Raw genomic sequence first — 14,131 nt, 5'->3', positions numbered from 1 at the left:
GTGAGAGGTTTATGACAAGCCTTGCTAAAAGCATGGACCAGCCCGGTTTTCAAAAGTGTAATTTCTTGAATTGGCATGATTTACTATGATACTATACAATATAGTTTGTTTACCGTGGGAGGAGGTAAGGGATGAATCGGATCTTCCGGAATACCATCTTTTATTTATTAATCTTTTTAGTCATTATAGGCGTTGTCAGCTTCTTTAACGGCAACAATGAGCCGACAGACCATATATCTTATGACGAATTCGTCGGTTACCTGGACAGCGGCGAGGTAACAGAGCTTTCAATGCAGCCTGAGCGCGGGGTATTTGAGGTGCGGGGCAAGCTTGAAGGCTATGATGAAGATAAATTCTTTATCACATATGTATGGAACAGCGACAATCTGCTGGACCGCATAGATGAGGCGGCAGCCAATGCGAAGGTGGATGTACAGCCTGCCAAGGAAACGAGCGGCTGGGTAACATTCTTCACTAGCATCATTCCGTTCATCATCATTTTCATCCTGTTCTTCTTCCTGCTTAATCAAGCACAGGGCGGCGGCAGCCGGGTCATGAACTTCGGCAAGAGCAAAGCCAAGCTTTATAGTGAAGAAAAAAAGAAAGTCCGCTTCAAGGATGTTGCTGGTGCGGATGAAGAAAAGCAAGAACTTGTAGAAGTCGTCGAGTTCCTGAAGGATCCACGCAAATTCGCGGATCTTGGGGCCCGAATTCCTAAAGGGGTGCTTCTGGTCGGACCTCCGGGTACCGGTAAAACCCTGCTGGCGCGTGCTGTTGCCGGTGAAGCAGGCGTACCGTTCTTCTCGATCAGCGGTTCCGATTTCGTTGAAATGTTTGTTGGTGTCGGTGCATCCCGTGTGCGTGACCTGTTTGAGAACGCCAAGAAAAATGCACCGTGTATTATATTCATTGATGAGATTGATGCAGTGGGACGCCAGCGTGGCGCCGGACTTGGCGGAGGCCATGATGAGCGCGAACAGACGCTGAACCAATTGCTTGTTGAAATGGATGGATTCGGGGCTAACGAAGGAATCATCATCGTAGCCGCAACGAACCGTCCGGATATTCTTGACCCGGCCCTTCTGCGTCCGGGACGATTTGACCGCCAGATCACTGTTGACCGTCCGGACGTTAATGGACGTGAAGCAGTACTGAAGGTACATGCCCGCAATAAGCCGCTTGATGAGTCTGTAAATCTGAAGGCTATTGCAGCAAGGACGCCAGGCTTCTCAGGTGCCGACCTTGAAAACTTATTGAATGAGGCTGCCCTTGTCGCGGCACGCCAGAATAAGAAAAAAGTCGATATGACCGATATTGATGAGGCAACGGACAGAGTTATAGCCGGACCTGCCAAGAAAAGCCGCGTCATTTCCAAGAAAGAAAGAAATATCGTGGCATTCCATGAAGCCGGGCATACTGTGATCGGTGTCATGCTGGATGAGGCTGAAATGGTCCATAAGGTAACCATCGTTCCGCGCGGCCAGGCTGGCGGATATGCCGTCATGCTGCCGAAGGAAGACCGATACTTCATGACGAAGCCGGAGCTTTTGGATAAGATTGTCGGCCTCCTGGGCGGACGTGTTGCCGAAGAGATTGTCTTTGGCGAAGTCAGCACAGGCGCGCACAATGACTTCCAGCGCGCAACCGGCATTGCCAGGAGAATGGTGACTGAATTCGGTATGAGCGATAAGCTCGGACCGCTTCAGTTTGGACAGTCCCAGGGCCAAGTGTTCCTTGGCAGGGATTTCAACAACGAGCAGAACTACTCTGATGCGATTGCCTACGAAATCGACCTGGAAATCCAGCGCATCATTAAAGAGTGTTATGAAAAAGCAAGAAAAGTCCTTACAGAAAACCGCGATAAGCTTGACTTGATTGCCAACACACTTCTGGAAGTTGAAACTCTTGATGCTGAACAGATCAAGAGCCTTGTGGACAATGGCAAGCTGCCTGACCGCAAAGTGATCGACGCAAGCACAGATGATGTGAAGGTCAATATCAACATCAAGAAAGATGAAGATGCTGTGAAGGAAATCCATCCGGCAGATTCAAATGATCCGGTTGCACCGAAGGATGATGCCGGCCCAACCGGCAGCGCTGACGAAAAGCGCGACCTATAATCGACAAAGAAGCTGACTCAGGAAAGCCACAATCTGGCCGCCTGAGTCAGCTTTTTGCTTTTTGGGAAACAATAAGGGTATCTTTAAATGGGCACAGGCTCAGCAGCAGCGTCTGTTTTCAGGCATGCAGGATCTCCTGGCGGGCAAGGACAGGGTGCAGGTCTTTTTCTATTACGATTCGGCAGGAGTTGTGATATGATGTTGGCAGTGTGTTTGTGTTAGAAAAATTATAAAAGTGGTGAGAATGTTGATCTTTGTATTTGACGTGGGAAATACAAATATTGTGCTTGGTGTATATGATGGCGAAGAGCTGAAGCACCATTGGAGAATAGAGACGAACCGGAATAAAACAGAAGATGAATATGGGATGATCGTGAAATCTCTTTTTGAGCATGTGAATCTCTCATTTTCTAACATAGATGGCATCATTATTTCTTCGGTTGTGCCGCCGATCATGTTTGCGCTTGAAAGAATGTGCCAGAAGTACTTTCATCATAAGCCCCTTGTCGTTGGCCCCGGCATTAAGACCGGTCTTAATATCAAGTATGAAAATCCGCGCGAGGTGGGCGCTGACAGGATCGTCAATGCAGTTGCAGCCATCCATGAGTATGGCGGACCGCTTATCATCGTCGATTTTGGGACTGCGACAACTTACTGCTATATTAATGCTGATAAGCAGTATATGGGCGGAGCGATTGCACCAGGCGTCAACATTTCGACTGAGGCATTATATTCAAAGGCCGCTAAGCTTCCGAGGATAGAAATTGCCCGTCCTGAACATATTGTCGGCAAGAATACGGTAGCCGCCATGCAATCAGGCATTGTGTACGGATATGTTGGACAGGTAGAGGGCATCGTGAAGAGGATGAAGGACCAGAGTGATGAAAATCCATTGGTCATTGCCACCGGTGGACTTGCCAATCTGATTGCCCAGGAATCAAATATGATCGACATTGTCGACCCGTTTTTAACATTGAAAGGATTACAGTTAATTTATAAACGAAATAGGGAAAGTATAAAGAAATAGGAAATACAGCTTTGAAAGGAGTACAAGATGGAAGATTATTTGATTAAGGCGCTTGCCTTTAATGGACAGGTGCGTGCGTACGCTGCCCGCAGCACAGATACGGTGGGAGAGGCGCAAAGAAGGCATTACACGTGGCCGACGGCTTCTGCTGCTCTTGGCAGGGCAATGACTGCAGGTGTGATGATGGGGGCGATGCTGAAAGGCGAGGAAAAGCTGACCATCAAAATTGAAGGCGGCGGCCCGCTTGGCCCGATCCTGGTTGACAGCAATTCTAAGGGAGAGGTCCGCGGCTATGTGACACATCCGCAGACCCATTTCGACTTGAATGAGCAAGGGAAGCTGGATGTCCGCAGGGCAGTCGGTACTGATGGCATGCTGACTGTCGTCAAGGACATCGGGATGAGAGAGCATTTCACAGGACAGGTGCCAATCGTTTCAGGTGAGCTTGGAGAGGATTTCACTTATTATTTTGCTATGTCTGAGCAGCTTCCTTCCTCTGTCGGAGTCGGTGTTCTTGTAAATCCGGACAATACGATTCTTGCCTCTGGAGGGTTCATTCTTCAGCTCCTTCCAGGAACAGATGAAGAGACAATTACAAGAATTGAGAACAGGCTGAAGGAAATTCCTCCTGTGTCCAAGCTGATTGAAAAAGGCCTTACACCGGAAGAGCTCTTGAATGAGATTCTTGGAGAGGAAAATGTCAAGATTCTGGAAAAAATGCCAGTATCCTTTGAATGCACATGCTCCAAGGAGCGGTTTGCAACGAGCATCATCAGCCTGGGCAGGGATGAAATCCAGGATATGATCGATACAGACGGCGAAGCAGAAGCCCAATGCCATTTCTGCAACGAAAAATACCATTACTCAAAAGAAGAGCTTGAGGCACTAAAAAGCGAAGCGGTATAAAGCTGTTTTCTGGGGGAGGAAACTGTGAAAAAAAAGCATCTTTGGCTGATTATTGCCAGCCTGTTCGTTTTGAACATCATTTCTATCTTATTATTGACTATCAGGCCAGCTGTGCTGTTTGCCGGCAGCGGGGAAACAGTGGCCGAGGTCGGAAAAGATAAAATTACGAGAGAAGAATGGCTGAACGAAATGGAGCAGCGCTATGGCAAGGAAGTGCTGAATGATCTGATTGACCAGAAAGTGATCGGAGCCATGGCGGAGAAATACGATGTTGAGGTATCAAAGGATGCGGTCGAAAGGGAGCTCACGCTGGTCAAAACCATGTACCAGGGCAACCGGCTGCAGCAGCTTGATGAAAGCAAGTGGAAGGAGCAGATTAAATACAGCCTGCTCCTGGAGGAACTGCTAACAAGGGATGTTGTGGTGACTGAAGAGGAAATGAAGGACTATTATGATCAAAATAAGAGTCTTTTTCAGGTTCCGGATTCCTATCATATTTCCCAAATTGTCGTTAAAACAAAAAAGGAAGCTGAACAGACCATAAAAGAGCTTGAAAATGGCTCCAGCTTCCCGGTACTGGCCATGGAGAGGTCGATTGATGAATTCACCGCAAACCAGGGCGGGGAAACTGGCTTCATCAGCGAAGAGGATGAGCGCTTTTCACAGGATTTCATTGATGAAGCGGCAAAGCTGAAAGAAGGGGAATGGAGTGAACCGGTTGAAGTAGAGGACGGGTATGCAGTAATCCTGCTGCATGAGCATCTGGATGGACGCAATTATGCTTTCAAGGATGTGAAAAACCAAATCCGCCGGCAGGTCGCTCTCGAGCAGATGGACACCCCAGCTTCGGCCAAACCTTTCTGGAATGAAATCAAGGTCGACTCTTTCTATGATAAACAGGAAGAAAAGCAATAGGATGAAAACGGACAGGCAGCCTGTCCGTTTTTGTTTATCCGCAACATAAAGGCAGGCATGAGGGTATATAATACTACATAGTGAATTCCAAGGCTCCTTTATTAAAAGAAAATTCTAAAAAATAGGGTCGATTTGACTGCATATTGATTGACAATTCTCTGTTGCGCTGTTAAGTTTTTTATAAAACCAATAAAAATACTCGGATTAGGGAGCGGATGTAAATGGTGCGTGTAGCAAACTCGATTACAGAATTGGTCGGGCAGACCCCGATCGTCAAATTGAACCGGCTGACAGATGACAATAGTGCTGATGTTTACTTGAAGCTGGAATATATGAATCCAGGCAGCAGCGTCAAGGACCGGATTGCGCTTGCCATGATTGAAGCTGCTGAACAGGATGGGAATCTGAAAGCCGGTGATACAATCATCGAACCGACTTCAGGGAACACCGGGATCGGACTGGCGATGGTCGCAGCAGCGAAAGGCTATAAGGCCATCCTCGTCATGCCGGAAACGATGAGTATGGAGCGCCGCAATCTTCTTCGCGCTTATGGAGCGGAGCTTGTGCTCACTCCAGGGCCTGAGGGAATGGGAGGAGCGATCCGCAAGGCTGAAGAGCTGGCGAAGGAGCATGGCTATTTCATGCCTCAGCAATTCAAGAACGAAGCCAATCCAGAGGTCCACAGAAGGACAACAGGAAAGGAAATTGCTGAACAGATGGATCAGGTCGACGCTTTTATCTCAGGAATCGGCACTGGCGGAACGATCACAGGTGCCGGAGAGGTGCTTAAGGAGAAGTTTGGCTCAGTTAAGATTTATGCGGTAGAGCCCGCAGATTCACCGGTCCTCTCCGGCGGGAAGCCGGGCCCTCACAAAATCCAGGGCATAGGCGCCGGGTTTGTACCGGATATCCTTGATACTGAAGTATATGACGGGGTAATCAAGGTAACGAATGATGATGCCTTTGAATATGCCCGCCGTGCGGCAAAAGAAGAGGGAATCCTGGGTGGAATCTCATCAGGTGCAGCCATCTATGCGGCCCTCAAAGTTGCCAAAGAGCTCGGAAAAGGCAAGAAAGTCCTTGCCATCATCCCGAGCAATGGGGAGCGCTATTTGAGCACACCGCTGTACCAGTTCGAAGAATAGAAGATACAAAGAGCAGCAGCCGCCCGGCTGCTGTTTTTTTTCTGCTTTTACAAAGAGCAGAGGACCTGTCCTGGCGGCTCCAAATCATGTATGATGAAAAGTAGTTATTGGGATGGGAGTGTTCAGTTTGGAGAAGCTGTCAATCTACAGCAGGAGAACTGCTTATACATATACAGAGTTTTATCAGCATTACCGTCATTTATCTGCAGGCAAAGAGAATCATGTCCTCCTGGAGAGCGGACGTGGCGGAAGGTACAGCATGGCAGCCTTTGACCCGGAAGTGATCCTGACTGGCCGGGGCGTGCAGCTTAAGGCTGTAACCCAAGCAGGCACAGAGCTGCTGGAAGGTAATCCGCTTCATTGCCTGAAGGAATATATGGGCCGCTATGAAGCTGACAGGCTGGAAGAGCTGCCGGACTTCCAGGGAGGGGCAATTGGATATATCAGCTATGATTATGCAAGATATGTTGAAAAGCTCCCGGTCTGGTCAGAAGACGACCTAGAGCTTCCTGATGTCCATTTTTTTCTGTTCAGGGAATGGTTTGTCTTTGATCATGAAGAGGAGGAACTCTGGCTTCTGTTTTTATATGATTCCTCAGTTGATGCCGGCCGTATTGAAAAAAGGGCGGATGACTGGGTGAGCCGCTGGACAGGCACTGTTCCTGCCCTTCATATCCCGGAAAAAACACAGGCTGGCGAAGATCTTGAAGTATCAATGAAAGAAGAAGAATTCAAGGAAGCGGTAAGCAGGATTCAGGATTACATTTCCAAGGGGGATGTATTCCAGGTTAATCTGTCGGTTAGGCAGACAAGACCGATCGGTGTCGAAGCGATTGATGTGTACGACCAGCTCCGCCAGCTCAATCCGTCGCCATATATGGCTTTTATCCATACACCTGATTACCAGATTGTCAGCGGTTCGCCTGAGCTGCTGGTCAAGAAGAACGGGCAGGAGATCAGCACGCGGCCGATAGCGGGCACTAGATCGAGAGGGGCCGATGAAGCGGAGGACCTGAGGCTTGCCGAGGAATTGATCCAGAATGAGAAGGAGCGGGCAGAGCATGTCATGCTTGTAGACCTGGAGCGGAATGACCTCGGCCGTGTTGCCGAATACGGATCAGTGGAAGTGAATGAATTCATGGTGATTGAAAAGTACTCCCATGTGATGCATATTGTTTCCAATGTCAGGGGAGTTCTCGCACAAGGCAAATCTCCCTATGATGTCATAGATGCTGTTTTTCCCGGCGGGACGATTACCGGGGCGCCGAAGATCAGGACGATGGAGATCATTGAAGAGCTGGAGCCTGTCAGAAGGGGCTTGTATACAGGATCAATCGGATGGATCGGCTTCAACGGGGATATGGAGCTGAATATCGTCATCCGCACCATGCTCGTAAAAGACGGCAAGGCCCATGTGCAGGCAGGAGCCGGCATTGTCATCGACTCCAATCCGAAGCATGAATATAAAGAATCACTCAAAAAAGCGATGGCCCTCTGGAAGGCGAAGGAGCTGGCCGAGAATGGCGGGGAGCATCTGATATGATCTATATGATTGATAACTTTGATTCATTTACCTATAATCTCGTTCAATATTTGGGGGAACTGGGAGAAGAGCTGGTTGTAAAAAGAAATGATGAGGCGGCACTGGAGGACATTGCAGCAGCCAGCCCTTCTTTTCTGATGATCTCCCCAGGACCCTGCAGCCCGAATGAAGCAGGAATCAGCCTGGAAGCGATCTCCCATTTTGCAGGAAAGATCCCCATTTTTGGCGTCTGCCTTGGTCACCAGTCTCTTGCCCAGTCATTCGGCGGGGATGTTGTGCAGGCAGAAAGGCTGATGCATGGGAAAACCTCGGAAATCTACCATGACGGCAAAACCATTTTTGCCGGTTTGCCGAACCCTTTCCCGGCAACCAGATATCACTCTTTGATTGTGAAAAAAGAAACCCTGCCAGACTGCTTTGAAATTTCTGCATGGACAGAGGAAGGCGAAATCATGGCCATCCGCCATAAAACCTTGAGTGCAGAAGGTGTCCAGTTCCATCCAGAATCCATCATGACACAGTCGGGGAAAGTACTATTAAGCAACTTCATCGCCCATTATAAAAATGCTAAGATGGTTGGGGCTTAAGTATGTATATTTTAATAAACGACCGGCTTGTTTCAGCTGAAGAAGCGGTAATTTCGCCTTTTGACCATGGCTTTCTCTACGGAATGGGGCTTTTCGAAACATTCAGGGTATATGATGGCCATCCGTTTCTGCTGGATGATCATCTGGACAGGCTTAACCGGGGGCTCAGCACTCTCAATATCGAGGCTGCTTTTTCAAGAGAGGAACTAGCGGGGAAAATCAGCATGGTGCTGGAACGGAATGGCTGCACAAATGCCAATGTAAGGCTGAATGTATCTGCAGGCATTGAAGAGCTTGGCCTCCCCCCTGATGTTTACAGCAGCCCCCAGACGATCCTTTTTGCACGGCCGCTGCCGCCAGCGGGGGAAATGGCGGAAAAACAGCTGGTCCTCCTCAAAATGAGGCGCAATACGCCAGAGGGGGATGAACGGCTGAAGTCCCACCACTATATGAACAACATCCTTGCTAAAAGAGAGCTTGGGAATACACCTGGACAGGAAGGGATCTTTCTGACAAAAGAAGGGCTTCTGGCTGAAGGGGTTGTCTCTAATCTTTTCTGGACGAAAGGGAATATTTTATATACCCCATCCTTGGAAACGGGCATCCTGAACGGCATCACCAGGCAATTTGTGCTGCTGCTTGCCGAAAAAAATGGCCTGCAGGTGCAGGAAGGCTTTTATCAGGCAGAGGAAATGATGCGTGCAGACGAAGTGTTTGTTACCAACTCCATTCAGGAGATTGCACCTGCCGCAAGCTTTGCCGGTGTTTCTTTTCCAGGGGGCGCCGGCCGTCTTGCCGGAATGCTGCACAAAGAGTACAGGAAATACAGCAGTCATCTATGGGGACGAGAAGGACTTCTAATGGAGGGACAGAGATGAACAGACAAATCATAAATTGCGGGCCATATGAGCTGGACTATGGAAAAAAAACATTAGTGATGGGGATCCTGAACGCGACCCCCGACTCTTTTTCTGACGGAGGAAAATACTTTGATGCTGACAAGGCGGTGAAGCATGCGCTGGAGATGGCTGCTAACGGAGCTGATATCATTGACATTGGCGGGGAATCGACAAGGCCGGGCTTTGACGAGGTTTCTGCAGAAGAAGAGCTTGAGCGGGTGATTCCGGTGATCAGGGCGGTTGCGAAGGAAGTGCCTCTGCCAATCTCGATCGATACCTATAAAGCGGCTGTGGCAGAAGAAGCCATCAGCGCGGGCGCCCACATCATCAACGATGTGTGGGGGGCGAAGAAGGACCCTAAGATGGCAGAAACGGCATCAAGGCTTGGGGTACCCATCATCCTGATGCACAACCGGGAAAACAGGGATTATTCCGTATTTGTCCGAGATGTGCTCAATGATCTGTATGAAAGCATCCATATTGCCAGGAATGCGGGGGTTAAAGAGGAAAATATCATTCTTGACCCGGGAATCGGGTTCGCGAAAAACCTGCCTTACAATCTTGAGATGATGAGGAATCTTGACACAATCACCAGTCTCGGTTATCCGGTGCTTCTGGGTACCTCAAGGAAATCTTTTATCGGCACCATCCTTGATCTCCCTGTGGAGGAAAGGGTGGAAGGAACAGGGGCAACCGTCTGCTATGGCATCCAAAAAGGCTGCCAGATCATCAGGATCCATGATGTAAAGGAGATGAGCCGTCTGGCGAAAATGATGGATGCCCTGATGGGGAAGGGGGAGCTGCATGGATAAAATATATTTAAATAATATGAAATTCTATGGCTATCATGGTGTTTTTCCCGAAGAAACAAAGCTAGGACAGCGTTTTGCTGTTGATGTAATTGTAGAGACGGATTTAGAGAAAGCGGGTAAAAGCGACAATCTCGAGGATTCCATCAATTATGGAGAGATCTATCAGGTCTGCAAAGAGGTTGTTGAAGGAAAGCCGTTCAAACTCGTAGAAGCGCTGGCTGAAAAAATATCTGCTGAGATGCTGGGGCGGTTCCCTGCAATCAGCTCAGTAACCGTCAGAGTCATCAAGCCGGATCCGCCGATCCCTGGCCACTATGATTCTGTAGCAGTTGAAATTACAAGGGGACGATAAGCGTGGAAAATAGGGTATTTATCGCATTGGGCTCCAATATGGGGGACAGAGCGGCGAATCTCAAGGAAGCCATCCGAATGCTTTCAGAGCATCCTGGAATAGATTTGGCAAGTTATTCTTCCATTTATGAAACAGATCCGGTCGGCTACGAGGACCAGGGGGAATTCTTAAATATGGTCATAGCTGCAGATACAGACAGATCGCCGCATGAATTGCTGGAAACATGCATGTCCATCGAGCAGAAGATTGGCAGAAAAAGGGATATCCGGTGGGGTCCGCGCACTATAGACCTTGACATTCTGCTGTATAATCACGAAAATATGATAACAGAGGACCTTATCATTCCTCATCCCCGAATGAAGGAACGGGCATTTGTCATTGTGCCTCTTGCTGAAATAGGGGAGAGAACGGATGTTCCGGTAATGGACACGCCTCTTGAAGCATTGCTGGAGGAAATACCTGATAGAGAAGGAGTGCGAATATGGAAGCAGAAAAATGGGGAAGACGTATTCGGGCTTTTCGAAAATTAAAAGGTTTTACACAGGAAAGCTTTGCGAAGGAGCTGGGTGTCTCAGTCTCTGTACTTGGCGAAATTGAAAGGGGCAATCGTATGCCCGCTGATGATTTCATCGTCCAGGTAGCGCATGTATTGAAAATCAGCATTGAAGAATTAACTCCGACACAGGAGATTGACTAATAGAGATTGAAAGAAACAGGAGGTACCGACATGCTTAAGATTGGCAACATTGAGATGAAGAATCCTGTTGTCCTGGCGCCGATGGCCGGAATCTGCAACTCAGCCTTCCGCCTGACCGTTAAAGAATTCGGGGCAGGCCTCGTCTGTGCCGAAATGATCAGCGATAAAGGAATCGTCATGAAAAATGAAAAGACGATGAACATGCTGTATATAGATGAGCGGGAAAAGCCTTTAAGCCTGCAGATTTTTGGCGGAGAAAAAGATACACTGGTTGAAGCCGCCAAGTTTGTAGATGAAAATACAAACGCTGATATCATTGATATCAATATGGGATGTCCGGTTCCGAAGATCACCAAATGTGATGCCGGCGCCAAGTGGCTGCTGGATCCCGATAAAATTTATGAAATGGTTTCGGCTGTAACAGCGGCTGTTTCAAAGCCTGTAACCGTTAAGATGCGGATGGGCTGGGACGATGACCATATATATGCTGTGCGCAATGCCCAGGCTGTCGAACGTGCCGGAGGAAAAGCAGTTGCCCTTCATGGACGGACGCGTGTACAAATGTATGAAGGCCAGGCAAACTGGGATATTATTAAAGAAGTGAAGCAGAGTATCTCCATACCGCTGATTGGAAACGGCGATGTCCAGACTCCGCAGGACGCGAAAAGAATGCTGGAAGAAACAGGGGTGGACGGCGTTATGATTGGACGCGCTGCACTCGGGAATCCGTGGATGATCTACCGTACCGTTAAGTACCTCGAAACGGGGCAGCTGATGGATGAACCATCTGTGCGTGAAAAAATAGATGTATGCATCCTTCACCTTGACCGCCTGATTGCCCTGAAGAGCGAGTATATCGCTGTGCGCGAAATGAGAAAGCATGCTGCCTGGTATCTAAAGGGAATAAGAGGGAATGGCAAGGCCCGCAATGCAGTCAATGAATGCAATACAAGAGAAGAGCTTGTAACTCTCCTTAATGCGCTTGCTCTTGATGCGGAAGCCAAGGAAATCCAGGCAGGCTAACATGCTATCATTTTCTTCTCTATCTGAAACACTTTTGTTATAATTAGAAACTGCCAGTGGTTTGCTGGCAGTTTTTCGCTATTTCTGCATTTATGATGTCTGTTTCACGTCAATTGTGTAAAATAATAGAAGTATACAAAACAAACCTGATGTTCCTGAATGAGGGTTTACATAAAAAGATCAGTATTGGAGATGATTTTCCGTGAGCGAAAGCCGTGAAGAGTTAAATGACTTAATGAGAGTCCGCAGGGAAAAAATGAACAGCCTGCGGGAAAAAGGAATGGATCCATTCGGTAAGAGATTTGAGCGTTCCCATCAGTCCCAGGATTTGATTGATGAGTATGGCGAACAGGAGAAAGAAGCAATAGAAGAACAGAATATTTCTGTCACTCTTGCCGGCCGGATCATGACAAAGCGCGGAAAAGGAAAAGCGGGCTTTGCACACATCCAGGATCTTAAGGGCCAGATCCAGATCTATGTAAGACAGGATGCTATAGGGGAAGAAAGCTATGAAATCTTTAACAGTGCTGATCTTGGCGACCTTGTCGGCGTAACAGGCACACTGTTCAAGACAAAGGTTGGCGAACTTTCCATCAAGGTGGAGGCATTCGAGCTTCTGACCAAGTCACTGCGTCCGCTGCCTGAGAAATTCCACGGCTTAAAGGATGTTGAGCAAAGATACCGCCAGCGCTACCTGGATCTGATCATGAGCCAGGAAAGCAAAAAGACGTTCATTACAAGAAGCCGCATCATCCAATCGATGCGCCGCTATCTGGACAGCCACGGCTATCTTGAAGTGGAAACGCCAATGATGCACTCAATCGCAGGAGGAGCATCTGCACGCCCGTTCATTACCCATCACAATGCTCTTGATATGGAACTGTATATGCGTATCGCAATCGAGCTGCACTTAAAGCGCCTGATTGTGGGCGGGCTGGAGAAAGTGTATGAAATCGGCCGCGTATTCCGTAATGAAGGTGTTTCTACAAGGCATAACCCAGAGTTTACAATGATCGAGCTCTATGAAGCTTATGCAGATTACCGCGATATCATGAGCCTGACCGAGAACCTGGTTGCGCATATAGCTGAAGAAGTCCTTGGAACTACGACTGTCCAATACGGTGACTATGAAGTGAATTTAAAGCCGGAATGGACAAGACTTCATATGGTTGATGCAATCAAGGAGCATACTGGTGTAGACTTCTGGCAACAGATGAGCAAGGAAGAGGCCCAGGCCCTTGCAAAGGAACATAATGTAGAAATCAAAGAAACAATGGAATATGGCCATATCGTCAATGAATTCTTTGAACAGAAAGTAGAAGAAAAGCTGATTCAGCCTACATTCATCTACGGGCATCCTGTTGAGATCTCCCCTCTTGCGAAAAAGAACGAAGAGGATCCGAGATTCACTGACCGCTTTGAATTATTCATTGTTGCCCGTGAGCACGCTAATGCCTTCACGGAGCTGAATGATCCTATCGACCAGCGCGAACGCTTTGAAGCACAGCTGAAAGAGCGCGAGCAAGGAAATGATGAGGCGCATATGATGGATGATGACTTTATTGAAGCCCTTGAATACGGTATGCCGCCGACAGGAGGACTGGGAATCGGGATTGACCGCCTTGTCATGCTCCTGACAAATTCCCCTTCCATCAGGGATGTACTGCTGTTCCCGCTGATGCGCCACCGTTAATAGAAAAAATAAGGCCGCAGCTTTTTTGCCTGCTGGAGGCAGACCCGATCAACCGGGCCTGCCTCCAGCTTTTTTATTATAGAAGGAAATGGGGTTTTTAAGAGCGGGAGCGGACAATTAAGAGAGAAAGATTAGCTCCTGGCCTGCAAGTGTCCACGCTAAGCAAAAGCGGAAAAATAAGAATAGTTTTTCTTTAATAATGGTGTATATTTTTAATAAAAATGTATTGCGCACCTCTTATATAGGTGGTATATTAATATCTGTTGCTGCAAGACAGCAAGCAAGCCGAAAAAAAGAAATAAAAAAACTATTGACTCACTAACTTGGTTATGATAAGATAGTTAAGTCGCCTAATGAGCGACAATAAAAAAGATTGTTCTTTGAAAACTGAACGAACAAAAACGTCAACGTA

At 47.9% G+C, this 14,131-nt stretch carries 14 protein-coding genes; all 14 read left to right on the top strand.

Annotation, left to right across the window (positions count from 1 at the left end):
- The first annotated feature begins 131 nt into the window (after positions 1-131).
- The 14 genes from ftsH (at position 132) to lysS (ending at position 13,719) form a co-directional block, all read left to right on the top strand.
- Positions 132-2,120, top strand: a complete 1,989-nt coding sequence (ftsH, locus tag Q9R36_RS24820) for an ATP-dependent zinc metalloprotease FtsH (protein WP_009796149.1) — start codon at positions 132-134, stop codon at positions 2,118-2,120.
- Positions 2,121-2,367: 247 nt separating this feature from the next.
- The gene (locus Q9R36_RS24815) at positions 2,368-3,147 is read left to right on the top strand and encodes a type III pantothenate kinase (RefSeq protein ID WP_165352714.1); all 780 of its coding nucleotides are present in this window, start codon (positions 2,368-2,370) and stop codon (positions 3,145-3,147) included.
- Between the two features lie 27 nt (positions 3,148-3,174).
- Positions 3,175-4,053 carry an Hsp33 family molecular chaperone HslO gene (hslO, locus tag Q9R36_RS24810; RefSeq protein ID WP_224906403.1) on the top strand — a complete coding sequence of 293 codons (879 nt, stop codon included), beginning with the start codon at positions 3,175-3,177 and terminating at the stop codon, positions 4,051-4,053.
- A gap of 24 nt (positions 4,054-4,077) precedes the next feature.
- Positions 4,078-4,968: a peptidyl-prolyl cis-trans isomerase gene (locus Q9R36_RS24805; protein WP_311226061.1), complete on the top strand. Its 891-nt coding sequence runs from the start codon at positions 4,078-4,080 to the stop codon at positions 4,966-4,968.
- Between the two features lie 221 nt (positions 4,969-5,189).
- A complete protein-coding gene (gene cysK / locus Q9R36_RS24800) occupies positions 5,190-6,113 on the top strand; it encodes a cysteine synthase A (protein WP_022543210.1) in 924 nt (307 codons plus the stop codon).
- A gap of 127 nt (positions 6,114-6,240) precedes the next feature.
- Positions 6,241-7,656, top strand: coding sequence for an anthranilate synthase component I family protein (locus tag Q9R36_RS24795; RefSeq protein WP_142385328.1), 1,416 nt, complete (start codon positions 6,241-6,243; stop codon positions 7,654-7,656).
- Positions 7,653-8,243 (top strand): aminodeoxychorismate/anthranilate synthase component II, encoded by a 591-nt coding sequence (gene pabA, locus Q9R36_RS24790; RefSeq protein WP_009796142.1) that lies wholly within the window; start codon positions 7,653-7,655, stop codon positions 8,241-8,243. Before Q9R36_RS24795 ends, pabA begins: the two co-directional genes overlap by 4 nt.
- A gap of 2 nt (positions 8,244-8,245) precedes the next feature.
- Positions 8,246-9,121, top strand: coding sequence for an aminodeoxychorismate lyase (gene pabC, locus Q9R36_RS24785; RefSeq protein ID WP_253615974.1), 876 nt, complete (start codon positions 8,246-8,248; stop codon positions 9,119-9,121).
- Entirely contained in the window at positions 9,118-9,954 is an 837-nt protein-coding gene (gene folP / locus Q9R36_RS24780; protein ID WP_129614070.1) for a dihydropteroate synthase, read from the top strand. Before pabC ends, folP begins: the two co-directional genes overlap by 4 nt.
- Positions 9,947-10,306 (top strand): dihydroneopterin aldolase, encoded by a 360-nt coding sequence (folB, locus tag Q9R36_RS24775; RefSeq protein ID WP_009796139.1) that lies wholly within the window; start codon positions 9,947-9,949, stop codon positions 10,304-10,306. The genes folP and folB overlap by 8 nt, the downstream gene beginning before the upstream one ends.
- A 2-nt stretch (positions 10,307-10,308) precedes the next feature.
- Complete coding sequence (folK, locus tag Q9R36_RS24770) at positions 10,309-10,836, top strand: 2-amino-4-hydroxy-6-hydroxymethyldihydropteridine diphosphokinase (RefSeq protein WP_101552976.1); 528 nt, start codon at positions 10,309-10,311, stop codon at positions 10,834-10,836.
- Entirely contained in the window at positions 10,788-11,003 is a 216-nt protein-coding gene (locus Q9R36_RS24765; RefSeq protein WP_009796137.1) for a helix-turn-helix domain-containing protein, read from the top strand. The genes folK and Q9R36_RS24765 overlap by 49 nt, the downstream gene beginning before the upstream one ends.
- Positions 11,004-11,033: 30 nt before the next feature.
- Complete coding sequence (dusB, locus tag Q9R36_RS24760; RefSeq protein WP_101552974.1) at positions 11,034-12,026, top strand: tRNA dihydrouridine synthase DusB; 993 nt, start codon at positions 11,034-11,036, stop codon at positions 12,024-12,026.
- A gap of 235 nt (positions 12,027-12,261) precedes the next feature.
- Positions 12,262-13,719 carry a lysine--tRNA ligase gene (gene lysS / locus Q9R36_RS24755; protein ID WP_101553002.1) on the top strand — a complete coding sequence of 486 codons (1,458 nt, stop codon included), beginning with the start codon at positions 12,262-12,264 and terminating at the stop codon, positions 13,717-13,719.
- Positions 13,720-14,131: the final 412 nt, after the last annotated feature.

This window comes from Bacillus sp. AG4(2022), assembly GCF_031844465.1.
GTDB lineage: Bacteria > Bacillota > Bacilli > Bacillales > Cytobacillaceae > Bacillus_AB > Bacillus_AB infantis.
The sequence above is the reverse complement of the archived record's forward strand: the minus strand, read 5'-3'. Positions and strand labels throughout refer to the sequence as shown.